The sequence below is a fragment of the Nocardia sp. NPDC051030 genome (assembly GCF_040683015.1).
Classification (GTDB): domain Bacteria; phylum Actinomycetota; class Actinomycetes; order Mycobacteriales; family Mycobacteriaceae; genus Nocardia.
In genome coordinates, this window is record NZ_JBFBCD010000013.1 from 62,395 (window position 1) to 86,378 (window position 23,984).

Annotated in this window: 22 protein-coding genes; 9 read left to right on the plus strand and 13 right to left on the minus strand. The window is 66.5% G+C overall.

Annotated features, from left to right (window positions below; translation table 11 throughout):
• Positions 1 to 14: 14 nt before the first annotated feature.
• Positions 15 to 425, minus strand: a complete 411-nt coding sequence (locus tag AB0N05_RS35835; protein WP_364702649.1) for a hypothetical protein — start codon at positions 423 to 425, stop codon at positions 15 to 17.
• A 113-nt stretch (positions 426 to 538) separates the two neighbouring features.
• Between AB0N05_RS35835 and AB0N05_RS35840 the strand changes: the two genes are divergently transcribed.
• Entirely contained in the window at positions 539 to 2,509 is a 1,971-nt protein-coding gene (locus AB0N05_RS35840; protein ID WP_364702652.1) for a cytochrome c oxidase assembly protein, read from the plus strand.
• Between the two features lie 28 nt (positions 2,510 to 2,537).
• On the opposite strand, the gene AB0N05_RS35845 is transcribed toward AB0N05_RS35840, so the two are convergent.
• The 9 genes from AB0N05_RS35845 to AB0N05_RS35885 form a co-directional block, all read right to left on the minus strand.
• Positions 2,538 to 4,835 carry a heavy metal translocating P-type ATPase gene (locus tag AB0N05_RS35845; protein ID WP_364702654.1) on the minus strand — a complete coding sequence of 766 codons (2,298 nt, stop codon included), beginning with the start codon at positions 4,833 to 4,835 and terminating at the stop codon, positions 2,538 to 2,540.
• 139 nt (positions 4,836 to 4,974) lie between these two features.
• Positions 4,975 to 9,372, minus strand: a complete 4,398-nt coding sequence (locus tag AB0N05_RS35850; protein WP_364702657.1) for an AMP-binding protein — start codon at positions 9,370 to 9,372, stop codon at positions 4,975 to 4,977.
• Entirely contained in the window at positions 9,351 to 9,569 is a 219-nt protein-coding gene (locus AB0N05_RS35855) for a phosphopantetheine-binding protein (protein WP_364702659.1), read from the minus strand. The genes AB0N05_RS35850 and AB0N05_RS35855 overlap by 22 nt, the downstream gene beginning before the upstream one ends.
• 30 nt (positions 9,570 to 9,599) lie before the next feature.
• Positions 9,600 to 11,114: an AMP-binding protein gene (locus AB0N05_RS35860; protein ID WP_364702662.1), complete on the minus strand. Its 1,515-nt coding sequence runs from the start codon at positions 11,112 to 11,114 to the stop codon at positions 9,600 to 9,602.
• Positions 11,111 to 11,680, minus strand: coding sequence for an FcoT family thioesterase (locus AB0N05_RS35865; protein ID WP_364702665.1), 570 nt, complete (start codon positions 11,678 to 11,680; stop codon positions 11,111 to 11,113). Before AB0N05_RS35865 ends, AB0N05_RS35860 begins: the two co-directional genes overlap by 4 nt.
• On the minus strand, positions 11,677 to 12,564 hold the full coding sequence (locus AB0N05_RS35870) for a TauD/TfdA family dioxygenase (RefSeq protein WP_364702668.1): 888 nt from the start codon (positions 12,562 to 12,564) through the stop codon (positions 11,677 to 11,679). The genes AB0N05_RS35865 and AB0N05_RS35870 overlap by 4 nt, the downstream gene beginning before the upstream one ends.
• A gap of 8 nt (positions 12,565 to 12,572) precedes the next feature.
• Positions 12,573 to 13,415, minus strand: a complete 843-nt coding sequence (locus tag AB0N05_RS35875) for an ABC transporter ATP-binding protein (RefSeq protein WP_364702670.1) — start codon at positions 13,413 to 13,415, stop codon at positions 12,573 to 12,575.
• Positions 13,412 to 14,431, minus strand: a complete 1,020-nt coding sequence (locus AB0N05_RS35880) for an iron ABC transporter permease (RefSeq protein WP_364702673.1) — start codon at positions 14,429 to 14,431, stop codon at positions 13,412 to 13,414. The genes AB0N05_RS35875 and AB0N05_RS35880 overlap by 4 nt, the downstream gene beginning before the upstream one ends.
• 25 nt (positions 14,432 to 14,456) lie before the next feature.
• A complete protein-coding gene (locus AB0N05_RS35885) occupies positions 14,457 to 15,539 on the minus strand; it encodes an ABC transporter substrate-binding protein (protein WP_364702676.1) in 1,083 nt (360 codons plus the stop codon).
• Positions 15,540 to 15,653: 114 nt separating this feature from the next.
• Between AB0N05_RS35885 and AB0N05_RS35890 the strand changes: the two genes are divergently transcribed.
• Positions 15,654 to 16,232 (plus strand): hypothetical protein, encoded by a 579-nt coding sequence (locus AB0N05_RS35890; RefSeq protein ID WP_364702679.1) that lies wholly within the window; start codon positions 15,654 to 15,656, stop codon positions 16,230 to 16,232.
• Positions 16,233 to 16,470: 238 nt separating this feature from the next.
• On the plus strand, positions 16,471 to 17,079 hold the full coding sequence (locus AB0N05_RS35895; protein ID WP_364702681.1) for a sigma-70 family RNA polymerase sigma factor: 609 nt from the start codon (positions 16,471 to 16,473) through the stop codon (positions 17,077 to 17,079).
• A 237-nt stretch (positions 17,080 to 17,316) separates the two neighbouring features.
• On the opposite strand, the gene AB0N05_RS35900 is transcribed toward AB0N05_RS35895, so the two are convergent.
• Entirely contained in the window at positions 17,317 to 17,736 is a 420-nt protein-coding gene (locus AB0N05_RS35900) for an SRPBCC family protein (RefSeq protein WP_364702684.1), read from the minus strand.
• A 559-nt stretch (positions 17,737 to 18,295) separates the two neighbouring features.
• On the opposite strand from AB0N05_RS35900, the gene AB0N05_RS35905 reads away from it, so the two are divergent.
• The 4 genes from AB0N05_RS35905 to AB0N05_RS35920 all read left to right on the plus strand — a co-directional run bounded on the left by AB0N05_RS35905 (position 18,296) and on the right by AB0N05_RS35920 (position 20,597).
• A complete protein-coding gene (locus AB0N05_RS35905; RefSeq protein WP_364702687.1) occupies positions 18,296 to 19,336 on the plus strand; it encodes an alkaline phosphatase family protein in 1,041 nt (346 codons plus the stop codon).
• 92 nt (positions 19,337 to 19,428) lie between these two features.
• The gene (locus AB0N05_RS35910) at positions 19,429 to 19,674 is read left to right on the plus strand and encodes a hypothetical protein (RefSeq protein ID WP_364702690.1); all 246 of its coding nucleotides are present in this window, start codon (positions 19,429 to 19,431) and stop codon (positions 19,672 to 19,674) included.
• A 113-nt stretch (positions 19,675 to 19,787) separates the two neighbouring features.
• On the plus strand, positions 19,788 to 20,195 hold the full coding sequence (locus tag AB0N05_RS35915) for a DUF2628 domain-containing protein (protein WP_364702692.1): 408 nt from the start codon (positions 19,788 to 19,790) through the stop codon (positions 20,193 to 20,195).
• 18 nt (positions 20,196 to 20,213) lie between these two features.
• Positions 20,214 to 20,597, plus strand: coding sequence for a hypothetical protein (locus AB0N05_RS35920; protein ID WP_364702695.1), 384 nt, complete (start codon positions 20,214 to 20,216; stop codon positions 20,595 to 20,597).
• A gap of 29 nt (positions 20,598 to 20,626) precedes the next feature.
• Here the strand turns inward: AB0N05_RS35920 and prcB are convergent, their stop codons facing one another.
• Both prcB and AB0N05_RS35930 read right to left on the minus strand, forming a co-directional pair.
• On the minus strand, positions 20,627 to 21,460 hold the full coding sequence (gene prcB / locus AB0N05_RS35925; RefSeq protein WP_364702698.1) for a proteasome subunit beta: 834 nt from the start codon (positions 21,458 to 21,460) through the stop codon (positions 20,627 to 20,629).
• 40 nt (positions 21,461 to 21,500) lie between these two features.
• Complete coding sequence (locus tag AB0N05_RS35930; RefSeq protein ID WP_364702701.1) at positions 21,501 to 22,532, minus strand: alpha/beta fold hydrolase; 1,032 nt, start codon at positions 22,530 to 22,532, stop codon at positions 21,501 to 21,503.
• 336 nt (positions 22,533 to 22,868) lie between these two features.
• On the opposite strand from AB0N05_RS35930, the gene rplL reads away from it, so the two are divergent.
• Both rplL and AB0N05_RS35940 read left to right on the plus strand, forming a co-directional pair.
• Positions 22,869 to 23,255, plus strand: a complete 387-nt coding sequence (gene rplL / locus AB0N05_RS35935) for a 50S ribosomal protein L7/L12 (protein ID WP_364703229.1) — start codon at positions 22,869 to 22,871, stop codon at positions 23,253 to 23,255.
• A 66-nt stretch (positions 23,256 to 23,321) separates the two neighbouring features.
• The gene (locus tag AB0N05_RS35940; protein ID WP_364702703.1) at positions 23,322 to 23,984 is read left to right on the plus strand and encodes a hypothetical protein; all 663 of its coding nucleotides are present in this window, start codon (positions 23,322 to 23,324) and stop codon (positions 23,982 to 23,984) included.

A 23,984-nucleotide genomic window follows, 5' to 3' on the forward strand; every position in this document is an offset into this window, starting at 1 on the left:
CGGACGGCCGTCGGCTACTGCGTTATCCGGTCGAGGAGCCAGCGCGGGCCCACCGTGGTGGCTCCGAGGGGTTCGACTCGGTCGCGGAGTCCGCGGTCGGCGGTTACTACGGTGATCGGGCGGTTGCTTTGGGCTGCTCGGGCTTCGGCGACTACGCGGACGATCTCGTCGTCACCTGAGCCGGGGGCCATCACCACGTGGAGTGGTTCGAACTCCGATGCTCCGGGATCGGTGATCGCGGCCTTTGCTGCGCCTTCGAGGACGACGAGCACCTCTGTGGGGTGTTCTGGAATCGGATTCGCTGCGGAGAGTTGGGTGAGGAGGCGGCGGGCTGCGCCTGGGCGGTCGCGCCACCAGCCGTTGGGTCTGGAACCCACTACGTTCGCCGCGTCCACGACGATCAGGTGAACCTCGTCATTCGTCACGGGTTGCAGTCTTCTCCTGGTCGACTTCGGGAACCGAATCGGTCCTGGATCCGACTAATTCATCGGGGCGGTCAATTCGGGGCAGCGGACGGTTCGGGAACGGTGGCGTTGGTATGGACGGGATTCGCTCGGGCGCGGTGCGGTGGTGCTATCCGATCGCGGTGATGGTGGCGGGCGGGCTGGTGCTCGTTTCGCTGGTCGCGGCCGGGGAAGCGCCGTATCGGGAGGCCGGGGTCGGGTATCCGGGGCTTGGCGCCGCGCTGGGGTACGTCCTGCTGCGGGTGATTGCGGCGGTGGCGGGCGGGGTCGCGCTCGGGGCGCTCGTCTACACCGTGTGCTGTACCGCCGCGAACCGCGATGGGCGAGTTGAAGTCGACGGGTATGCGGGGCTTCGGGTGGTGCAGCGGGCCTCGGTGCTGTGGATGTTGGCTGCGATTGCGTTGATTCCGGTGAGTGCGGCCGATCTGTCGGGGCTTCCGCTGTCGCGGGTCGTGCGGACGGGGGCGTTGGCGGCGCTGATCGAGGCCGATGAGAAGCCGAAGGCGTGGATTGTGGTGGCGCTGCTGGCCGGGATGCTGGCGGTCGGGTCGCGGCTCACATTGACTTGGGTGGGGGCGGTGCTGCTGGCCGTGGTCGCCGCCATCGGGGTGTTGCCGCCCGCGATGGTCGGTAATGCGGGTGAGGGGCCGGGGCATGACTATGCGACCGGGGCGATGATTCTCTTTCAACCTGCGGTTTCGGCGTTGGTCGGGCTGTTGGGCGGTATCGCGGCGCAGGTGCGGCGCAAGGACTCTCGATGGAATGCGGTGGCTGTTCAGCGGGGGGTGCGGCTCGGTGCGCTGTGCCTGGTGGTGGCGGGATTGTCCGGGATGGTGGTGGCATCGGTGCTGCTGCCGATCTCCGCGGTGGCGAGCACCGGATACGGTCGGCTCGCCGGACTCGTGGTGGCCATCGGGGTGGGGCTCGCGGTGTTGTTGTGGCGGTGCGAGATTGCCGTGCGCACCGGACGGGTGGAGCAGGCGGGGACGCTATTGCGTTGCGGTGCGGCATTATCGGCGGTGGCATTGACCGCTTTGACCGCGATGGCGGTGCAGCCCGCTCCGGCCTTCATCGATCAGAAGTTCACCGCGCAAGAGGTGTATCTGGGGTTCGATCTGCCGGGGCCGCTCACCGTGCTGCGGCTGCTCACGTTCTGGCGCTTCGATTTTGTGCTGGGCACGGCAGCGCTGGTGGGGATCGCACTGTATGCGGCGGGGGTGCGGCGACTGCATCGACGGGGGGATGACTGGTCGCGGCTGCGCACGCTCTCGTGGGTGAGCGGCTGTGTGGTGCTGTTGATTTCGACTTCGTCGGGGATCGGTGCGTACGGGTATGCGATGTTCAGCATGCACATGATCACGCACATGGTGCTGAACATGGGCATCCCGGTGCTGCTGGTCTTGGGCGCGCCGATGACATTGCTGCTGCGCGCGGTACCGGCTGCCAAGCGGGACGGGATGCACGGGATCCGAGAATGGACGCTGAGGCTGCTGCACTCCAAACCCGCTGCCGTCGTGGCACATCCGGCGACGGCGCTGACGGTGTTCGTGCTGTCGCTGTACGGGCTGTACTTCACGTCGCTGTTCGAGAACCTGATCCGGTTCCATTGGGGGCACACGCTGATGAATGTGCACTTCCTGATCGTCGGATACCTGTACTACTGGGGCGTCATCGGCATCGACCCCGGTCCGCGTCGGCTCCCGCATCTCGGCCGTCTCGGAGTTCTGTTCGCCGTCATGCCTTTTCACGCCTTCTTCGGTGTCGCGGTGATGTCGGGCGCTTCGGTGATCGGCGATCGGTTCTATTCGCAGCTCATGCTGCCGTGGACGGTGAATCTGCTGGACGATCAGCATATGGGCGGCGGAATTGCCTGGGTGTCGGGTGAGGTGCCGGTGCTGCTGGTGGTCGGCGCGCTGCTGACGCAGTGGATCGGGCAGGAACGCCGGGTCGCGGTGCGCAATGATCGCAAGGAAGAGGTCTATGGGGATTCCGACCTCGACGCCTACAACGAGATGCTGCGGCAGCTGGCCGCGACCCGGCGCTGAATCCCGCCGCGACCTGTCGCCGAATCCCTCAGTCCCGCAAGCGGACCCGGCGCAAGCGCAGGCTGTTGGAGACCACGAAGAACGAGGAGAAGGCCATGGCCGCACCGGCGATGAGCGGATTCAGCCAGCCCAACGCGGCCACCGGAATGGCGATCACGTTGTAGCCGAAGGCCCAGACGAGATTGCCCTTGATGGTGCGCAGGGTGGCGTGGGCGAGTTCGATGCCGTCGGCGACCGCGCCGAGATCGTCGCGGACCAGGATGATGTCGGCCGCGGCAATGGCGACATCGGTGCCCGCGCCGATGGCCATGCCCAGATCGGCGGTGGCCAGGGCGGCGGCGTCATTGATGCCATCGCCGACCATGACCACGCGGTGGCCCTCGGCTTGGAGAGCCGTGATGCGGGCGACCTTGTCCTGCGGGAGCAGGTCGGCTGCGAAATCGGTGATGCCGACCTGGGCGGCGACCGAGCGGGCTACCTCGATGTTGTCGCCGGTGAGCAGGAGGGTGCGCAGGCCGAGCCCATGCAGCCGGTCGATGGCCGCCGCCGCGCTGTCCTTGACCGCGTCGGCCACGGCGAGCACCGCGGCGACCTCCTCATCGAGGGCGACGAGCACGACCGTGCGGCCCTGGCGCTGCTGCGCGTCCACTTCCTGCGCCATCGCCTCGGGTACCGGCACGCCCTGCTCTTGCAGTAGCCGCAGGCGGCCTACGAGCACCCGGCGGCCCTCGACGGTGCCGCGCGCACCCAACCCCGGTAGCGCTTCGAAGGATTCGGCCTCCGGCAGCTCTTCGTTCGCCTGGCGGGCGTAGGTGGTGATGGCTGCGGCGACCGCGTGTTCGGAGGCGGCTTCGACCGCGCCCGCCGACCGCAGTACCTGCTTCTCGTCGAACGAATCCGCGATGGTCACCGACACCACGCTCATCGAGCCCGTGGTCAGGGTGCCGGTCTTGTCCAGCACGACTATGTCGGTATCGCGGGTGGCTTCGAGGGCTTGATGCCCCTTGATGAAGATGCCGAGCTGCGCCCCGCGACCCGATGCCACCAGCAGCGCCGTCGGAATGGCCAGGCCGAGCGCGCACGGGCAGGCAATGACCAACACCGCCAGTGCCGCCGCACCCGCCCGGTCCACGTCGCCGTCCATCATCCACCAGGCCGCGAAAGTGCCTGCGGCGATGAGGAATACGAACGGTACGAACACCGCCGACACGCGATCGGCGACGCGTTGCATGCGCGCCTTACCCTCTTGCGCCTGCTCGACCAGGCGGATCATGCCCGACAATTTGGTCTCCGCGCCGACCGCGTCGGCCCGCACGATCAGCCGTCCGGTCAAAGCCGTCGTGCCGCCCATGACCGTGCTGCCCGGCGTCGCCTCGACCGGCAGGGATTCACCGGTCATGGTGCTGGTGTCCACACTGGACGCACCCGCCAGCACCGCACCGTCGGCGGCAATGGTCTCCCCCGGACGCACCACGAAGCGCTGCCCGGTCACGAGTTCGCCTACCGGGATACGCATTTCGCGATCATCACGGGTGAGGACGGTGACCTCGCGAGCGGCCAGCGCCGCCAGTGCCCGCAACGCACTGCCCGCGCTGCGTTTGGCGCGAGCCTCGAAATAGCGGCCCGCCAGCACGAAACAGGTGACGCCCGCAGCCACTTCCAGATAGATGGCGTCACTGGACCAGATCGCATCCCACACCCCATCGGGCGGGGTGGTGCGGGCGGGCCGCATGTACATGGTGTGCAGCGACCACAATGTCGCGCTGAGCACACCCACCGAGACCAGAGTGTCCATGCTCGCCGTCCCGTGCCGGGCATTGGACAGTGCGCGGCGATGCATGGGAGCCGCCGACCAGAACACCACAGGCAGTGCCAGGGCGGTAAGGATCAACTGCCAGCCCGGGATTCGCGCAGCAGGGATGGTGGCGAACATGACCGACAGGTCGGCCAGGGGAAAGAACGCCACCAGCGCCACGGTCAGACGTCGGCGCAGGTCCGTCATCTCGGCCTGCTCCGGCCCTTCGAAGGCGATCTGCTCGCCACCCGGTGTGATGGGCGCGGCTCCGTACCCGGCATCGGTGATCTCGCCGCACAGTTGTTCGGGAGTCACGCCCGGCCCGGCATCGACGGTCGCCACCCCGGTGGCGAAGTTCACCGATGCGGTCACCTCTCCCATCTTGTTGAGCCTGCGCTCCACCCGGGTAGCGCAAGCGGCGCAACTCATTCCGGTCACCGCGAGTGCGATCCGGGTGGTGTCGGCGGCGATAGGAGCAGCGACATCGGTAGTCATGGCGGTCCGTTCGTCCAGCTTGGGGTGGGTGGTCATCGCCTGCGCTCCATGCGGGTTACGCGGGCAGCGCAGCTCATTCCAGTCACGGCGAGTGCGATCCGGGTGCTGTCAGCGGCAGGGGGAGCAGCGACATCGGCGGTCATGATGTTCCGTTCGTCCAGCGTGGGGTGGGTGGTCATCGGGGGTGCCCGGCGATTCCGAGTAGTTGGGCGACGTCCTCGGGTGACAGTTCGGGCATCGGAATCGCATGTGCGGAATGCCAGTCCCGGTCGAATCCGGCGAGCTGGATCTCGCACCAGACGGTGACGAGCTGTTTCAGGGCCGGGTCGAGATCCGCTGCGGCGGAGACGCGTTCCCGCCAGGTCGGGAGCAGGATCGCGGGTAGGGCGAGTCCGGCGGCGAGGACGTCGCGCACCGGGAGCGGGCGCATGCCGACCAGGTCGAGGATGCGGGGGCCGGGTTGCCGGTCGTCCAGTGTGGCGATGATTGTCGCGGCGGCGGTATCGGCGCGCACCATTGGCTCCTGGAGTGTCACATCGGGGATGGTTCCGACTGCCCGTGCGGCATCGGCCACCGTGACGAGGAAGTTGCGATGCGCGGTCCGGCGGTCTCCGGCGGCGGGCAGCACGCGGCCGAGCCGGGCGATGGTGGCTGGGAGGCGGGACTCCCGTGCGGCCGCTGTAACCAGGTGTTCGGCAATGCATTTGCTTTGCGCATAGCCGGTGGGAATCTGGCCGGGGTCGCCGAGTGCACCGTCTCGGCCCGAGGCCGTGACGGTGGATATCAAGGTGAGACCGGCCCCGTTCGCCTCCGCGAGGCGCAGGAGTTCGGCGGTGGAAGCGGCATTCGCGGCCCGCAGACCGGCATAGGTTCGGAGCGGATTGATCACGGCGGCGCTGTGCACGATGTGGCCGATGCCGGTCAGCTGCCTCGGCAGGCCGAGTTCTCTTGCGGCACAGTCGCCTCGGATCGCGGTGAGCCGACCTGTATCCAGTGCGTGCGCGACCGACTGCTCGGCATCGGTGTGGGCGCATGCTTGTCGCAGCCGGAGGGCGGCGGCCGCATCGGAGTCCGCGCGGACCAGCGCGAGGATCTCACTCTCGGTGTCGCGCAGCAGCGCCTCGAGCAAGTACGCGCCGAGAAAGCCGGTCGCCCCGGTGAGCAGGATGCGCGAGCGCTCGCCGTGGGACGCCGACGGGGTGGACCGGGGAACATCGGTCAGTAGTGCCGCGACCTCCGTCGCGACATCTGGTGCGCCCGTGGGTATCCGACGTACCTGACGGTCGGGAGCGTCCGCTGCCGCGAACCGCTCTGTGTGGTGGGCGACCAGCTCGGCTGCGGTGGGATGGGTCAGGACGTCCTCGACGGAGACGGGTGTGCCCAGGGCCAGTGTGAGCCGGTTCGCGACGGCGATCGTCTGCATACTCGTTCCGCCGCTGGCGAAGAAGTCGGCATCGGGCGCGAGGGCGGGATCGCCCAGCACTACGCGGAAAACCGCGAGCACCCGATCGACCTGCGGGTCGAATACCGGTGCAGCCGTATTGGATAGCCGGGTAGCAGTCTCGTGGGCGGCCGCCGCGATGGCTGCGCGATCCAGCTTCAGGTTCCGATTACGCGGCAACGTGCCGACCGCAGTGATCCGTGCGGGGATCCAATCGGAGGGCAATGTGCGCGCCAGTCCCTCGCGCACGGAGTCCAACCACGCCGGAGTAGCCGACATTTCGGTGGCCACCACGGCCGCGAGTGCCAGCGGTCCCGAGCGGAAGACGACCGCGTCGGCAATGCCCGCGATACCGCGCAGCGCGTTCTCGATGGCCTCCAGGTGCACACGCTGTCCGCCGATCTTCACCAGATCGTCGATCCGCCCGAGCCAATCCAGGGTTCCATCGGCGTGTACCCGGACTCGATCGCCGGTGCGGAAGGCGCGAACAACACTGTCGCCCAATTGAATAGAGCCGAATCCGGTGCCGTCTCCGCGATCCGGAAGGTACCCCTCGGCCAGAGTCGGGCCGTACAGATACAACTCCCCCACCCGCGCCCCCGCCGCATCCGGAAGGCATGCCGGGTCGAGCTCATCGACCCGAAGCGCCGCCCCCACTCGGGGAAACAGCCCGCCCAGCGAGACCGATTCCCCGGCCCCATGATTCGCATCCACCGGACCGGCCGCACAGACCACCGCCGCCTCACTCGGCCCATAACTGTTGATCAGCGAAACCGAACTCCGCCGCTGCCACCGCGACACCATCTCCGCCGAAGCTTGCTCACCTCCGATCACCACCTGCCGCAACGATTCCGGCAGCCCGACAGCCCCACCCTCGACAGCAATCACGAGCTCATGCCACACCGCTGTGGGCAGATCCAGCACCGTCGCCGAAGTCCGGCACGCCGCCTCGACCAGCCCCGCCACCGACCGCCGATCCTCAGCCCCGCTGGCAATCACACACGCGCCCGAGGCCAACGCGACAAACAACTCCTCAATGCTGGTATCGGCATGCAACGGCCCGAACTGCACCACCCGATCCCCCTGCCGCCAGCCATACCGCCCCACCGCGTCATCCACAAACGCCGCAAACGCTTCTCGCCCCACCACAACCCCTTTGGGCTGCCCGGTCGACCCGGACGTGAACACGACATACGCCACCCGCCCGGCAACAGCCTCCGCAGTGGGCGACACCGGCGGTTGAGCGCACACCACGACCGGGTGTGGTTCGCCTTCGGCATGGACGGAGGTGGCGACACGCCCTGGCCGAGGTGTACTGGCGCACACGAAGTCCGGGCATTGCTCGTCGTCGGCGGGACTGAACGCACAGGCGGGTATGGCGGGGCGGGGGGCGCGGTAGGTGTGGACTGGGGTGCCGGTTGTGATCTCGTGGGCGAAAGTCGTTGCGGTGGTGTCGTGGACCAGTAGGGCAGGAGCTAGGGCGGTGATTGTGGATTGAAGGTCGGTGGGGGTGCGGGTGGGGTCCAGGGCGGCGTGGGCGGCTCCGGCCAGGTGGATGCCGAGGATCATGATCAGGTCCTCGAAACGGGTGCTGGGGAGTAGGGCTACCAGGTCGCCGGGGCGGACTCCGACTGCTTGTAGGCGGGAGGCGTGGCCGGTGGCTGCGGTGAGGAGTTCTGCGCGGGTCAGGTGGCGGGCCGTGTCGGCGTCCAGTAGCGCGGAGGCGTGCGGATCGGATGCGGCCTGGGATCGTATGCGCTGGAGCGGATTTGCGGCCGGAGATGGATTAGGGGATTGGATGGGGTCTATGCGGGTGGCGATGTCGGCGACCGTGGTCTCCGGGGCTGCCGCTGCTCGGGCTATGAGGGTGGTGATGGCGTCGGCGTGGTGGTGGAGTTCGGTAGGGGTGTAGGAGGCGGGGTTGGCGTCCAGGCATAGTTCGGCTGTGCCGGAGCGGAGATAGATTTGGGCGGCGAGGTCTTCGACGGGGCCTGCGGCGAGATTGTCGGCGCGGACTTCGATTCCGGGGAGGGCCAGGTCGTAGTCGAAGGGCATTATGTTGACGATCGGGCCGAGAAGCCTTCGGGTGCCGCCGATTCGGCCCAGATCGCGGCGGAGTTCCTCGTGTCGGTAGCGGGAGTGGGGGCGGGCGGACCGTAGTCCCGCGCGGATGCGTTCGGCGATCTCGGTGATGGTGTCGGCGGGTGCCACCCGGACCGGTAGGGCAATGGCGTTGAGCACCATGGCGGGGACCGTCGCGGCGGATGAGCCCATGCGGTTCATCATGGGTACGCCCAGGACCACCTCCGACTCGCCGGTGCTGCGGGAGAGGTAAACGGCCACTGCGGCCAGGATCAGTTCGGCTGCACCGAATCTCACCGGGGTTTGTGGTTTCCAGGATGTGAGAGTGCGGCGGGCGCGGAGGCGGTCGGCGGCGGGGAGGCGGGGGCGATCGGTCAGGGTCGGGGCGGTGTGCCCGGCCAGCAGCGCACGCCAGTAGTCGCCGTCGGCCTGGTGCTGTTCGGAGGCTCGGTATTGAATGTCCTCGGCGACGACATCGGCCAGCGACCGAATTGCCCTGGTGTGGACCGCGTTTCGGGGCTCGGAAGCATCAGCTGCCGAATCGGGCGCGAGCCGGAGGTAGTGTGCGGCCGTCCGGCGGGCGCACAGTGCGAACCCGTAACCGTCCAGCGCGATGTGGTGGGCGCGGTGATACCAGAACAGCCTGTCGGCGGATAAACGCAGTACGAGGTGACGGGTGGTGACGCCCGCGCCGGGGTCCACGGCGCTGCCACAATCCGCGCCCATCAGGCGGTGGGCCTCGGCGTGCGGATCCGGCTCGCCGGACAAGTCCACCATCGTGACCGACACTTCCTCCGGGTCAGCGATGCGCTGCTGGGCGTCATCGCCGGTGCCGGACACGATGATTCGCTGAGCCTCGGTGTCGGCGATCATGTGCCGAATGGCTGCCGTCCACCGATCGGCGTCGAGGTTGTCGCCGCGCAGTTCCAGGCATTCGGCGAGGACGAAGGCGGGGCTGTCCGGCCATAGTCGTTGCGCGTCGAGGATGCCGCGCTGGGCCGCGATGAGTTCGAGGGTCGCCGGTGGGGTCACAGCAGGTACGTCAGCCATGCGCCGAGGGTGGGCTGCTCCGCCAGATCCTCGAACTGGACCACGGCACCGGCCACCCGCCAGCGGTCGACCAAGGTGGCCAGGCACAGCGAATCCAGGCCGAGGGCGGCGAGGTCGGCGTTCTCGGTCAGTTCGGCGGGGTCGGCGTAGAGCAGGTCGGCGATATCGGCGATCACCTGCTCACGGGTGAGGCCCATCGGGGCATCCTTTCGTTGCGGGCGGGGCGATCAATTGACCTGGCGGTCGCGACCTGCCCAGAAGCGGTCGCGCAGTGCGCGTTTGAGGATCTTGCCGCTCGGATTGCGGGGAATCGTGGTCACGAACTCGTATTTCAAGGGCACCTTGTAGCGGGCGAGCCGCTCATTGAGGAAGCGCACCAGGTCGCGGAGGGGCGGTTCCGCACCCGGTTCGGCGACGATGAAGGCGTGCACGGCCTCGCCCCACCGGTCGTCGGGTGCGCCGATCACGGCCGAATCCAGTACTGCCGGATGGGCATTGATGGCCTTCTCGACCTCGGCCGGGTAGACGTTCTCCCCCGCCACGATGATCAGATCCTTGACTCGGTCGCGGATCACCAGGTAGCCGTCCGCGTCGAGGTATCCGGCATCTCCGGTGCGGATCCAGCCGTCCACGAGGGTGGCGGCGGTCGCGTCGGGATCGTCGTGGTATTCGAGCATTTGGGCGGGACTGCGCAGGTAGACCTCGCCGGATTCACCGGTCTCGGCCTGACTGTTGTCCGGTCGGCGGATGCTGAGATCCACGCCCGGGTAGGGGCGGCCTGCCGCATTCCAGCGCACCTGACCGGGGGTGTGCTGGTCTGGTGGCAGACAGATCGCGGTATTGCCGGTCTCGGTCAGGCCGTAGATCTGTGCGAATTCACAGTCCATGGTGGTCATGGCACGGCCGAGCAATTCGGGGCCGATCGGTGATCCGCCATACGCAATCTTGCGCAGGGTGGCGAAATCCACTGCGCCGAAACCGGGTTCGGCGAGCATCAACTGAATCATGGCGGGGACGAAGCAGCTGACGGTGACGCCGTGCTCCCGTACCGCGGTGATCGCGGCGGCGGCAGTGAAGCGCGGCAGCAGCACATTCGGCACACCGCTATTGAGGCCCTGAGCTGCCCACCACATGCCGCCGATATGAAAGGCGGGCAAGGCGATCAGGCTGATATCGCCAGGACGCCAGTCGATCCAGTCCAGTCCCGCGGCATCGAGCAGGCCACGCACCGCGAAGAAGGTTCGGTGTGCGAGCACCACGCCCTTGGGTCGACCGGTGGTTCCACTGGTGTACATCTGCACGACACGGGTATCGGAATCCGCTGGGAATGACGGGATTTCGGTACCCTCCGCACCCTCGCGCCACTCAGCGAAATGCCTCGATGCGAGTACCGGGCCGGTGATATCGATGCGATCGGGATCCTCCGCGACGACCAGGCCCGCCCGGCAGTGCGCGACGATGTAGCCGATCTCCGCATCGGCGAGCCGGGGATTGACCGGCACCAAAATCGCTCCGAGACGCGCACAGCCGTAAAGCATTTCGTATACCGCCGAGCTACTCTCGGCCACATGAACGACGCGATCGCCGGGTCCGATCCCACTCGCCGCCAATGCCCGTGCGACGGCCGCGGAATTTGCGGCCAATTCGCGATAGGCAATGGTCTCCGTGCCGCAGATAAGAGCCGGTCGATCGCCCCGCTCGGCAGCATGGCAATCCAGTGCCGCAACAAGATTCGCGGTCACCGGCCCGCCACCTGCACTGGACTGACCCGCACCGGACTCACCTGCGGCGGATCGAGCAGTGCGATCTCGACCCCGCCCATGGCGCTGCCCGATCCGCTGTCCGTGAACTCCACCTGCGTGCTCAAGGCAATGAGCGGTCGCGACCGGTGCCGGAATTCGACCTCGCAGATGGTGAGTTCGGCGCGATAGTCGCGGGCGTCGATCGGTCGGCGGTAGTGGCTGCGCAGGTCGGTGATGACCACGGCGGGCAGTTGCCGCCGCCAATAGTCATCCATCGACCAGTGCGCGAGTTCGGGAATCAGCTTGTCTCGCACCGCGACCGCGAGCGTGTAGTAGAAGAGCTGGTTGTAGGAGATATTGAACTCGACCGCATTGAAGTGGCCGGTCTCCTCGATATAGCAGGATTCGGTAATGGCGAATCGACCGGTTCCCACGACCTGGCCCTCACGCACAGTCACGGACGCCTCCCGCAGGTACACCGTGCCTTTCGGCGCGTAGGGGGCCATGGCACGGGCGAGCAGTTCGGCATCCTCGCGCGTGGCCACCGGTGCGGGTGCGCGGTTCACGCGTAGACCTCGGCGCTGAGCGGATGCTCGTCGTGGACGGTCACGCGGAAGGATTCGGCCGGTTCGCCGGTCGGATTGTGCAGTGCGCGGTGGATCAGCGTGCGGTTGTCCCACATCACCAGGTCGCCGGGCTCGTAGCCCTGCAAGAAGATGTTCGGATGTTCGAAGGTCGGGTCCAGCTGCCCGGACTCCGAAAGCAGTTCGTCGATAAGCGATTTCGGAAGCGGATTGCCGGACGCGTCCTCGATCTCATAGGTGAAGGCTTCGGCGACGTAGAGGATGCGCTCTCCGGTGACCGGATGCGTGAGCACTGTCGGCTGACGCTGTGCGGGCGTCTTCCGTTCGACCTCGGCGATCACATCTTCCAGTGGCCGGTACACATCGCTGGGGCGAATCTTCACGTAGCGGCGCGCACTGTGACGGCAGTAGGTGCCCTCGATGGCGTCGCGCAGGCGCGGGCTCAGCCGCTCATAGGCGACCGCCATATCGATGAAGTAGGTGCCGCGGCTCTCGCTGGGCAGTCGCTGCGGGTAGAACAGCGTGACCGCGAAGGGATCCGGCATGAACTGGTAGTCCGAATGCCAGAACGCACCGGTCTTCGGCACCCCGACCTGCCCGATCTCGGACTGCCGGTTCGAGGATACGAAGATCAGTTCATGCTCGGGGTGGTGGTACATGGGCTCGTAATAGGCTGCCGGAGTGCCGAATTCGCGGCCGAGCGCGATGAACTGCTCGGGTGCCAGTGTCTGCGCGCGCAGTACCACGATCTTGTCGTGGTAGAGGTGCTGTCGCAGCCGGGCCAGGTCATCGACGGTGGCGGCGACCGGGTCGAAGCCGTGCACCTCCACCCCGCGGCGGCCGTCGGATCGCGTGACGATATCCAATGTGTTCCTCAGCTTTCTCGAGTCAGCGCGGCGATATTCGCGGTGTCCGAAGGGATTTCGTCGGGGAGGCCGACGATGATGTGCGGTTGGCCGGTGATCGGGTTCTCGATGATTCGGGCCGACACCTGAAAGACCTCGCGCAGCAGTTCGGGGGTGATGACCGCGCTCGGCTCCCCTGCCGCGACCACCCCGCCGTCCCGCAGCACCACGACGTGATCGGCATACGCCAGCGCCTGCCCGATGTCGTGGATGGCCAGCACGATGGTGGCGTCGAGTTCACGCAGCAGGCGCAGCAGTGCGAGCTGGGCATGGATATCGAGATGATTGGTCGGCTCGTCGAGCAGGATCACCGAGGCCTGTTGCGCCAGTGCCCGCGCCAGCAGCACCCGCTGGCGTTCTCCACCAGACAGGCCCGCGAACGGCCGATCCGCGAATTCGGTGACACCGACCCGGTCCATGGCCTCGAAGACGATCTTCCGATCCGCGCGGGAGTCCGTTTCCAGGAATCGTTTATGCGGTGAGCGGCCCATGGCGACGATCTCGCCGACGGTGAAATCGGCTGCTTCGCCTTGATGTTGGGTCACCACGGCGCGTTCGCGCGCCACGGTCCGCACCGGCGTCCGCCACACATCGCGCCCGCCGATCAGCACCGTGCCCGCGGCCGGGCGTCCGGCGCGATACACCGCGCGCAGCAGGGTCGATTTCCCGGATCCGTTCGGGCCGACAATGGCGGTGAGGGATCCGGGTGCCGCGGTCATGGATACCGCGTCCACGATGGTCGTGCCGTCGATATCGACGCGCAGCCCGGTCACCTCGACCGCCGAGCCGATTCCCTTGTCCGGCAGGGTCATACGGTTCCCCCCGACCGGCTCCGCTTGAGCAGCCACAGGAAGAACGGCCCACCCAGCGCGGCGGTGAAAATGGTCAGTGGATATTCGTTCGGCGCATCGATGGCGCGTGCGGCCAGATCGATCAGCACCAGGAAGGTCGCGCCGAGCACCGCGGCCACCGGCAGCAGCCGCCGATAGTCGGCCCCCGTGGCGAACCGGGCGATATGCGGAATGATCAGCCCGACGAAGCCCACACCGCCCGCGATGCTCACCGACAATCCGGTCAGCACGGCCACGATCACGATGAGCTGCAAGCGAAGTCGATTCACATCCACGCCCAGCGCCACCGCGTCGTCATCACCCATGGCAAGCGCGTTCAGCCCGCGCGCCCGCACCAGCAGCCACGCCATGCAGGCCACGGCGGCGAGGGCGGGCCATCGCAGCGCGTCGAGCTCCGCGCCCGCGACGCTGCCCATCATCCAGAACAGAATGCCGCGGATTTCGGCGGGCTCGGAGTGCAGCTGGATCAGGCTGGTCGCCGCCGCGGCGACCTGACCGATCGCCACACCCGCGAGCACGATCCGCGCCCCCGTGAACTGCCCGCGCCGGTGCGCGAACAACAACACCAGCAGCAGCGTCACCATGGCTCCGGCGAAAGCGGCAAGCGGCACACCGAGATTGCGCATCCACAGCGCCGACGCCGAGGACATGACGACCACCGCCGCCAGCCCCGCACCCGAGGACACACCGATGACGAACGGATCCGCCAAGGGATTGCGCACCATGCCCTGCAACACCGCGCCCGCCATCGACAACGCCGCACCCACCACGATCGCGGCGGCCACACGCGGAATCCGCAACTGCCACACGATCATTCCGTGCAGCGCGCTCGGCGGCTCACCGATCCGCAGCACGTGATAGCGCAGCGTCTCCCACACAGCGCCCACCGGAACATGCACCGAGCCGACCGTGATCCCGGCCAGGCAGGCCAGCACCAGCGCGGTGACCCCGAGCGGCAGGAGCACCGCCGGGGTCAAGCGCCCGGACCGTGCCCACCCGCGCTCAGAATGCGGTGGGATGGGCGACCTTGGCGATCTTCTCGATCGCGTCGGCATTCGCCGGGCCGAGGTAAATGCCATCGGAGACCTTCACATACGACTTGGTTTTGGACGCGTTCCACTGCGGGTAGGCGGCGAACAACTTGGCCGCCTCGGCATCGAGGTCCTCGCCGGGCCGGTAGGCACCGACCACCAGGACATCGACTTGGGCGGCGGCGAGCTGTTCGGCGCTGAGATTGGCGGTCACGTCCTTGCCGCCGTCGGGGAAGCTGGGCTCACCGCCCGCGGCCCGGACCACCGAGTCGTAGATGCCGCCGGAGAACACGGCGGGCAGTTTGTTGCTGTTCATCATGGCCATATCGGGGAAGGCGATGAGCATCTTCTGCTTGGGCTGCGCGGCGACTCGCCGCTGTACGGCGTCGATGCGGCCTTGCAGTTGGTTCACGAGCTTCTCGGCCTTGTCCTGCACGCCGAAAATGCGGCCGATCAGGGTGATGAACTCCAGCGAGGACTTCGTCGACGCGCCCGCATAGTCGTCGCGTTCGGGCGGCGTCACATCCTTCGGTTTGCCGTAGGCGCAGTTCACCGGATTCACCAGGGTGCGAATTCCGGCCTCCTCCAGCATGGGTCGGCTCGCGAAGCCGAACTTCGGGTCGAAGCCGCCGGACCAGGTGGAGACCATCAGATCGGGTTGCAGCGCCAGGGCTTGTTCGGCGGGGACGTCGGCGGCCTTATTGAGAGTGAGCCCGCCCTTGGGGAGCGCGTCGACCTGCTGCGGCATGCCCGGGATATCGGAGACGCCGTAGTACTGGGTATTGGCGACGATCTTGTCGCCCAGGCCGAGCAGTAGGAAGGTTTCCACCTCGCCGACGGACGCGCCCTGCATGAGCAGCACCCGCGAGGGCGGCTTGTCGAACTTTTGCTGGAAACCGCAATTGTCGATGGTGAGCGGATAGCCCGAGTGCCCGGACGCGGGCTGATGCCCGGCGCTCTGTTCGGAATCACCCGATCCGCAGGCGGCGAGCAGCCCGGATCCGGCGAGCAGCAGCGCGGTCAGCGCGACTCTCGGCCAGGTGCGAGTGAACATGCGAAATCCTCCGCGAGCCGATGGCCACGGACCCGTGCGAGTCCGTTCTCTCCGGTAGTCGGATGGGCGGGCGGTTCGGTTCCCGTGGAATTCGGACTTACGATGGGCACACCCATGACCGCTGAATTCGTGACACCCGTGACTCGCGCTGTCCGCGCGGCGATCTTCGCCATGGTCGCGGTCGCGCTGGCTGCCGCCGGGCACGCCCGGGTGTCGGGTCATGAGCTCTCGTTCTCCGCATTGCTGCTGGCCTTCGCCGGAACCGCCGCCGTGACTTGGGCGCTCGCGGATCGGCAGTGGGGTGTGTTCGCGCTGGTCGGCGGGCTCGCGGGGCTGCAATTGGTGCTGCATCTGTGGTTCGGGCTCGCACCCATGGCGAGCGGGCATGGCGGACATGGCATGCCCAAGACCGACGACGCCCTGAACTCGCCGTCGATGGCCGGGGCGCACTGCCTGGCGGCATTGATCTGCGGGCTGTGGTTGTGGTTCGGCGAGCTGGCGCTGTTCTCGCTGCTGCGCGCGTTGTATGCGCGCGTGTTCGTGCCGCTGCTGCTGGTCTATCTGCACCCGAGCACCTCCGCCGGAGTGACCGGCGAGTTCGTCATCGAGCATCGAATTCTGCAGCCTGCCGAGACCTTGCTCCGGCATGTGCTTGCCAGGCGGGGTCCGCCCGCGAGCGCATCCACGGTCTGACATTCACCGCCGCCGGATTCCACTCCGGTTGCCGCACATATCGACACGCTTCGCCTCGGCGGGGGCACGGTTTTCCGGCCCCGCACACCGGGCCGCTTCAGCGTGCGCACCCGGCTCCGAACTCCTACCGCGCCGGTGATTGGCCGACCCTCCGTTCTCGCGGTACGTCGCACCCTCGCGACGGCCGATCCTTTCCGACGCCGCGCTGCCGTGGCGTCGTCGAACCGAAGGCTTGGCAATGCAACCCATCCCCTTGCCGCTGTCCCCTCGACATCGGCTTTCACCCGAAGAGGAGCTGACCGAGCTCGCGCTGGCGGCCGGCCGTGGCGATCGAGTGGCTCTCGAACGATTCATTCGCGAGACCCAGCACGATGTCTGGCGGTTCGTGGCGCATCTCACCGATGTGCAGTCCGCCGACGATCTGACCCAGGAGACATTCCTGCGCGCGCTGCGCAGCGTGCCGTCCTTCGCCGGGAGATCCTCGGCGCGAACCTGGTTGCTATCCATCGCGCGGCGCGTGGTGGTGGACCGGATTCGCAGCGCCTCCGCACGCCCGAAGAAGGCGCATATGGAATGGCAGTCCGCCATCGACGAACACCACGAACGCGACTGCTCCGACTTCCCGGAAGAGCTGGCCATCGCCGACCTCCTGCGCAGCCTGCCCGAGGATCGCCGAGAGGCATTCGTCCTCACCCGCGTATTCGGCCTCTCCTACGGCGAGGCCGCCGACGCCATCGGCTGCCCGATCGGCACCATCCGTTCCCGAGTCGCCCGGGCCCGCGACGCCCTGATGCTCTTGATGAGCGAACCGGACCAGAGCCTGCTCGCCGGTCAACGCGCTTCCTGACCCGAATCCGGCGCAAGGTCTGGCATTTCGATGCCAGACCTTGCGCTAGGCATTTCCCGCTCAGATCGAGCAGGTGTGCGATGGCATGCGAACGGTTCGGGCTCTGGTTAAGATCAGCCACTTAACGGGCGGGAGTGAGGGGCGGGTCGGGTTATCGGCTACCTGTGAGCCGTTGACCTCCTCGCGCCGACGGCGAGCGGTGGTCCCGCCGGCGCGGTGCTAATCCGTTGGGCGCGCTCAGTTTTCGCCGTCGCCCTGCTCGGCGCGTGATTTGAGGCCCTGCGATTCCATGACGAGGTAACGGCGGGTCAGGCCCGCCATGAGGCCACCCAGAATGGGTGCCGCGAGGCCGGTTTGGTCGATTGCCAAGCGCACGGTTGTATGTTCGTCGCGGCGGGTGAGATCGTGGCTCGCGGTGGTGGTGAGGCCGGGCCCATTGGCTGCCCAGGTGAAACCTGTTGCCGGGTCCAGCGCGGTGACCGTCCACACGACTGGTAGCAGGCGAGGCTGGTGAATACGGGCTCGGCTTCCGATGGCGAGTGGGCCCGAGTCCAACCGCTCGACCCGAGTCATCGAGGCAGTCCACTGCGGCCACGATTCGACATCGGTGAGAACCTGCCATACCGCCTCGGCCGAAGCTGCTATCTCAGTGGTCATCTCGAAATGCATCGACGGCCCCTTCCGATCGACGTGAACGGCCGTCCGGGCGGGCGGCCCGGGCACGGTCGCCATAATCTCAGAATACGCAGGCGCACGTCCATTTACGTTCTACGTACGTAGATCGTAGGCTACGCCCCGGGGGATGACAAAACATGCCGAACCCTCGGCGCGAATTGTCATTGACGCGAATTCGAAGAGCCGAAGGGTCGAATCACCGTGGATACGGGCGGCATCAAGAATTGTGCACCACAACCTATTACAAGCGAGCGCCGGGTTAACACGGGGTGGCAGCATCCGGGGACATGACCCGCGCACCTCGGCGTCATTCGTTCACCTCGATTGCGGGCGCGGCGATTACGAGCATCCGCCCAGCGTTGCCGCGACGATGCAGGATCGTTCATGTGCGACATCTCGCATGAGTCGACTACTCACTCAATTGGCGAACGTGCAGCAACCCTCTTGCACTGCACTGGAACTCGATCAGCCGATGAACCGTGGATGAATACCGGCTTCAAGATCTAGACGCCGAACGGTGACCCCTGACACGGTCTAGACCATGAAACTACCGAATAGAAGTACCTTGAATCCCCTGGTCATGGTCGTCGCCGCCGCGCTTCCCCTGGCCGCTGGCCTCACCGCAGCCGCTCCCGCCTTCGCCGACACCACCGTCAACAAGGTGGTCGTGATCGGGCTGGACGGGACGATGTACAAGAAGGTTCAGGAAGCCAAGGCACCGAACCTGCTGAAACTCGCCTCGGAGGGCACGCTCGGGCAAACCTCGATCGCGCCGCACACCACCATCTCCGGCCCATCCTGGGCGACCGTGCTGACCGGCGTGTGGGACAGCAAGCACGGCATCTACGACAACAATGTCACCACCGCGCCATTCAATAAATACCCGACCGCATTCACCCAGTTGGAAAAGGCCAATCCCCAACTGAAGACCGAATCGATCGCCACCTGGGGCACCATCGGAATCATGGCGGGATCGAATAATCCGCATGCCGATGTCAATATCGCGACCGCGAATCAGCCCGACGACCCGACCGAAGCCAAAATCGATGCCGTCACAGCCGATTCCAGTGCGGCCGCGGTGACCAATGACGGTCCCGACTTCCTGTTCACCCACCTCGATCAGGTCGACGAGGCCGGGCACGGACACGGCAGCGCGTCCACCGAATACCTCGATGCGGTGAAGCGCGTCGACGCCGAAGTCGGCAAGATCGTGGCCGCCGTCGATGCCCGCGCCAAGGCCAACCCGAACGAGAAGTGGAACATCCTGGTCACCGCCGACCACGGGCATAAGCCCTCCGGCGGTCACGGCGGTCAATCCGCCGAGGAGACAGCCAATTTCCTCATCGCCCGCGGCCCGTCCTTCAAGGCCGGAGTCACCAACTCCACCAACTCGCTGGTCGATGTCACCCCGACCGTCGTCGCGTTGTTGGGCGTGAAGGCCTCCCCCGACTTCGACGGCAAGTCGGTCATCAATAACGGCAATGGCCCGACCCCGCCGAACTCCGGCTCCTTCGGCTCGGATGGCACCGGATCCATCGCCGAGGAATGGGAGCCCCTGGCCGTCCCCGCCGACCAGAACTGACCCGGATGCCAGCCCAGTCCACCTCCACGCGGTACGGGCCGGCCTCCGGTTGCCTTCCCCGAGAATCGAATACGACCGAGAAAGACTCCTCCATGAAACCACAGAATCGTTTCCTCGCCCGCTGCGCGGCCCTCGCCCTCATCACCGCGGCCCCGCTGCTCACCGTCGCCGCCCCGGCCTCCGCGGGCATCACCACCGGCTCGGCCGATGTGGCCGATAATGCAGGCGGAGTCCTCTCCGGCTCGGCCGACGCACTCAGCGCCTTGAGCCGCCTCCTGGGCGGATCCGGCTCCAGCTCGGGTTCCTCGAACTCCAACAGCTACAACAACAACCACTGATCTCTTCCCCGAGGCACCCGGTCGTCAAGCCAAGGCGACCGGGTGTCGCCACGTCGACAGCTCACGAATAACCTCCGCGATCCACACCCGAAATGCCGCTATCGTCCCGTGCCATGTCTAATCCGCATGAATCGTCCACCCTCTCCGCCCGCTGGCAGCAACGCTTCGCCTTCTACGACGCCTACGGCCTCCCCGGCTCCTCCCCCGCCGCCCGAGACGCCTATAAGGCCCTCCCGTTCACCCAGAAAATCATGCTCAACTCGAACTTCCTGGCCTTCCTCTTCGGCCCCATCTACTTCTTCGTCAAAGGCATGTGGCGCAAGGGTCTGACCCTGCTCGGCGCGATCGTCGTGGTCAGCATCCTCGGCATCGCGATGAACCTCCCCGATGTCTTCGCCCGGCTGGCCGGCTTCGTCTTCGCTGCCCTGGCCATGTCCACCGCCAACTACGCCTACTACCTCCACACCAAGGGCAGCACCTCCTGGAACCTCTTCGAAGGTCTGGGCCGCTCCCCCCGCTGATCCTGGAAGGATGGCGGGATGGTGGTTTTCGATCGGAGTCTCGATCAGGTCATTGATATCTACTGTGCGGCGTGGAGCGATCCGGATCCGCAGCGGCGGCGGAAGCTGCTCGGGGAGGTGTGGGCGGAGGGGGCGACGTATACCGATCCCACGGTGCATGTGGTGGGGATGGATGCGCTACTCGCGCATATTGATTCCGTTGTCGGCGGGCGGCCCGGGGCGACGATCGTTCGTAGCAGTGCGGTGGACGCTCATCATGGGGTGGCTCGGTTTGCCTGGCGCATGGTGATGGCGGATGGGTCGGCGCTGCCTGATGGGCTGGACTTCGCCGAGCTTTCCGAAACCGGGCACATTCGCCGGATTGTCGGATTCTTCGGGGGGCTCGGGCCGATCGCCACCTAGCGAGAGACCAACCCGAATCCGTCACGGAATCAGTCGTTTTCGGCGGATCGTTCGGCGACGAGCTCGCGGGTGATGTCCACCAGGCGCTCCTCTGGAATCTGCCGGGCACCCTCGGCATCGACCACGATGACGGTGGGGTAGATGCCGCGCACCAGATCCGGGCCGCCGGTGGCGGTGTCGTCCTCTGAGGCGTCGAAGAGCGATTCGACCGCCACTCGGATTGCCCGGTCCTCGTCGATGCCACGGGAGTAGGTCTTCTTCAGCGCCGATTTCGCGAAGAGCGAACCGGAACCGACTGCGGCATAGCCGAACCGCTCCTCGGTGCGGCCGCCCACGACATCGACGGAGATGATGCGGCCGACTCGCTCCGGGTCGGTGGCGTCGAGGTCGTAGCCGACGAGCAGGGGCACCACGGCCATGTCCTGCATGGCGGCCGGAAGGTTGTCGCGCACCATCTTCGAGAGCTTGTTCGCCTTGCCCGCGAAGGTCAGCGCGATACCCTCGATCTTCTCGTAATGCTCGAGCTCGACCGCGAACAGGCGGATCATCTCGATTGCCAGGCCGACGGTGCCCGCGAAACCGGCCGCCGAATAGGTGTCGGTGATGAACACCTTCTCCATGTCGCGCAGGGCCAGCAGGTTGCCCATGGTGCCCCGGCGGTCGCCCGCCAGCAGCACGCCACCGCGATAGCTCACCGCGACGATCGTGGTGCCGTGGGGCGCGAGCTTCTTGCCGTCGACGCGGTGCCGCATGCCGAAATCGTTCCAGGGCAGCAACTCCGGTGCGGAGCGGCGCAGGTATTCGGAGAAGGACGAGTGCGGGTGCGGCAGGTCGAGTGGGAAGAAGTCATCCGAATTCCGCACAGCGTCTCCTCCGCACCCATGATCGTCCTTTCGGTCGACGCTAGGCGAGACCGCCCGGTTTCGCCAGAAGTTGGTGCAGCGCGGTGTCGATGAAGGCGGTGTCCTCGGGATTACTGCCGTGACCGGCGAAGTGGCCCCAGATACCGGGAATCACCAGGAGTTCGGCATTGGGCATATGGCTGACGGCCCAGGCCTCATCCTCCGGCGGGAAGTAGAGGTCCTTCTCACCGGGCATGACGAGCGCCTTCGCGGTGATGGAGGCCAGGGCGGCTTCGGTATTGCCGTCGAAGCCGGGTGTCAGGCCGACATCGCCGTTCTGCCAGGTCCACAGCATGGTCAGCAGATTGTTGGGGTCGCGGCCGTCGAGGAAGAAGCCCTCCCAGAAGCCGATCAGGAAGTCCTCGAGGGAGGTGTAGCCGAGCTTCTCGTATTCCTTGTCCCAGTAGAAGGCCTGCGAGAAGCCCCAGCCCGCGTAAACCCGCGCGAGCGCGCGCAATCCGGTGGTCGGCCAGACCTCGCCGTACCAGCCGCCCGCGAAGACGGAGTCGGCCGTGAGCGCGGCCTTCACGCCCTCCAGAAATACCTTGTTGTGCAGGCTCGTTCGGGGCGACCCACAGAACGGGGCAATGCGCTCCACCATCTCCGGATGACTGACCGCCCATTGATAGGTCTGCCCCGCCCCCATCGACCACCCGGTCACCAGCGCCAGCCTCTCGATCCCGAATTTCTCCGTCACCAGTCGATGTTGGGCCTTGACCTGGTCGTACACGGTGATGTTCGGAAACCGCGCCCGGTCATACGGCGGCGGAGTGTTACTCGGCGAACTTGACAGCCCATTCCCGAGCATGTTCGGCACGATGATGAAGTACCGCTCCGGATCCAGCGCCATCCCGGGCCCGATCAACCACTCATTGTCCCAGTGCCGCCCGGAATACCAGGTCGGATAGACGATGGCATTGCTCTTGTCCGCGTTGAGCTCCCCGTACGTGGTGTACGCCAGGAACGCGCCGCGCAGGGTGGCCCCATGCTGTGTGGTGAAGTCGCCGAGCTCGAAGGTCTGCTGTTCGGTCATGAATAATCCCACTGTTCGAAGATGTTTCAGGCGAAACTATTCTCACAGAAAATATTCGAACGAGAAGCAAATCCGCCCCAGACGCCCCACCTCCCGAACCCCCTGCGGCGGTACCGAGTACAGTTGCCGCCGTCAAAAAGTGAGTGTGCGACTGGCTGACGATTACCCCGGTGATGCCCTGCATTCCGACGCACGAGGATCAGGGCATCATCGCCGGAACCACCCGGGTAAGCCGCGGTCGGCGGGCCGCCGCACCGCCATCTGCTCGAATCCGCGCAGGTCGGGCGGCACCCCGCGTAGCCTGGAGGTATTCCGGTCGCTTGCAGGGGAATGATTATGGCCAAAATGAGTGTCGATGAATTGCTCGATGTATTCAAAGGGATGACGCTGCTGGAGCTTTCAGAATTTCTGAAGGCGTTCGAGGAGCAGTTCGGGGTGAGCGGGACGCCCATGATGGCTCCGGTCGCCACGGATGCTCCGGGGAACACCGTGGAAGCGGTCGAGGAGCAGAGTGAATTCGATGTGATTCTGGAGTCGTTCGGGGACAAGAAGATTCAAGTCATCAAGGCGATCCGGGAAGTCGTGCCCGGGTTGGGACTCAAGGAGGCGAAGGATTTGGTCGAGGCGGCTCCGGCGCGCGTACTGGAGCAGGTGGACCAGATTGCCGCCGATACCGTGCGGATCAAGCTCGAGGCCGCGGGGGCTCGGGTCTCGCTGAAATGATCGCGAGCCCTGCGGGACATACCGGAGGCTGTTGACTCCTGTGGCGTTCGGTGCTGCCCTGGAGACATGGCTGACCACACCGCTGCCGAGTTGGTCGCCCGCGCTCAGGGAGAGATCTCGGCTGCCGCACTGCCCAATCAGTTCCTCGATGCCCTCGAACGCGGCCAGGTGCCGCGCGACCGCCTGTCCTGGCTAGCCGGTGAGGAATACCGGATCGTGGACAGCGATCGGCGCAGCTTCGCGCTGCTGGCCTCGCGATATCCCGAACGCCCGGCCGGGCCGTTCTTCCTCACCCTCGCCGAGGGCGAGGCGGAGGCCTTCCGGCTGCTGCACGACTTCGCCGCCGCACTCGGCATGAGCGAGAAGGACCTTCACGTCTACGAGCCCCGGCCGCTGGCCCAGGCGTATCCGGCCTATGTCGCCCAGCGCGCCCTGTTCGGAACGGCGGCCGAGGTGGCGCTGGCCATGCTGGCCAATCTGGAGGAATGGGGATCCTATTGCGGCCGAACCGCTTCGGCGCTGCGCGACCAGTACGGATTCGGTGAGACGGCCGTCGCCTTCTTCCGATATTTCGCCGAATCACCGCCCGGATTCGCCGAGCAGGCCGAAGCCGTGGTCGCGGCCGGTCTCGCCGCGGGCGACTCGCCCGAGGACATCGCCCGCGCCCCACGGCTCCTGCACGCCTACGAGACCGCGTTCTGGGACACCCTGGCGGCGGGCCTGATCTGA

What these genes read in the sequence shown, in the direction of transcription:
- rplL (WP_364703229.1), top strand. Translation starts at nt 22,869, where the DNA reads ATGGCCAAAATGAGTGTCGATGAATTGCTCGATGTATTCAAAGGGATG.
- AB0N05_RS35845 (WP_364702654.1), bottom strand. Translation starts at nt 4,835, where the DNA reads ATGACCACCCACCCCAAGCTGGACGAACGGACCGCCATGACTACCGAT.
- AB0N05_RS35920 (WP_364702695.1), top strand. Translation starts at nt 20,214, where the DNA reads ATGGTGGTTTTCGATCGGAGTCTCGATCAGGTCATTGATATCTACTGT.
- AB0N05_RS35840 (WP_364702652.1), top strand. Translation starts at nt 539, where the DNA reads ATGGACGGGATTCGCTCGGGCGCGGTGCGGTGGTGCTATCCGATCGCG.
- AB0N05_RS35930 (WP_364702701.1), bottom strand. Translation starts at nt 22,532, where the DNA reads ATGACCGAACAGCAGACCTTCGAGCTCGGCGACTTCACCACACAGCAT.
- AB0N05_RS35905 (WP_364702687.1), top strand. Translation starts at nt 18,296, where the DNA reads ATGAAACTACCGAATAGAAGTACCTTGAATCCCCTGGTCATGGTCGTC.
- AB0N05_RS35940 (WP_364702703.1), top strand. Translation starts at nt 23,322, where the DNA reads ATGGCTGACCACACCGCTGCCGAGTTGGTCGCCCGCGCTCAGGGAGAG.
- AB0N05_RS35915 (WP_364702692.1), top strand. Translation starts at nt 19,788, where the DNA reads ATGTCTAATCCGCATGAATCGTCCACCCTCTCCGCCCGCTGGCAGCAA.
- AB0N05_RS35895 (WP_364702681.1), top strand. Translation starts at nt 16,471, where the DNA reads ATGCAACCCATCCCCTTGCCGCTGTCCCCTCGACATCGGCTTTCACCC.
- AB0N05_RS35910 (WP_364702690.1), top strand. Translation starts at nt 19,429, where the DNA reads ATGAAACCACAGAATCGTTTCCTCGCCCGCTGCGCGGCCCTCGCCCTC.
- AB0N05_RS35875 (WP_364702670.1), bottom strand. Translation starts at nt 13,415, where the DNA reads ATGACCCTGCCGGACAAGGGAATCGGCTCGGCGGTCGAGGTGACCGGG.
- AB0N05_RS35855 (WP_364702659.1), bottom strand. Translation starts at nt 9,569, where the DNA reads ATGGGCCTCACCCGTGAGCAGGTGATCGCCGATATCGCCGACCTGCTC.
- AB0N05_RS35900 (WP_364702684.1), bottom strand. Translation starts at nt 17,736, where the DNA reads ATGACCACTGAGATAGCAGCTTCGGCCGAGGCGGTATGGCAGGTTCTC.
- AB0N05_RS35890 (WP_364702679.1), top strand. Translation starts at nt 15,654, where the DNA reads ATGACCGCTGAATTCGTGACACCCGTGACTCGCGCTGTCCGCGCGGCG.
- AB0N05_RS35850 (WP_364702657.1), bottom strand. Translation starts at nt 9,372, where the DNA reads ATGGCTGACGTACCTGCTGTGACCCCACCGGCGACCCTCGAACTCATC.
- AB0N05_RS35885 (WP_364702676.1), bottom strand. Translation starts at nt 15,539, where the DNA reads ATGTTCACTCGCACCTGGCCGAGAGTCGCGCTGACCGCGCTGCTGCTC.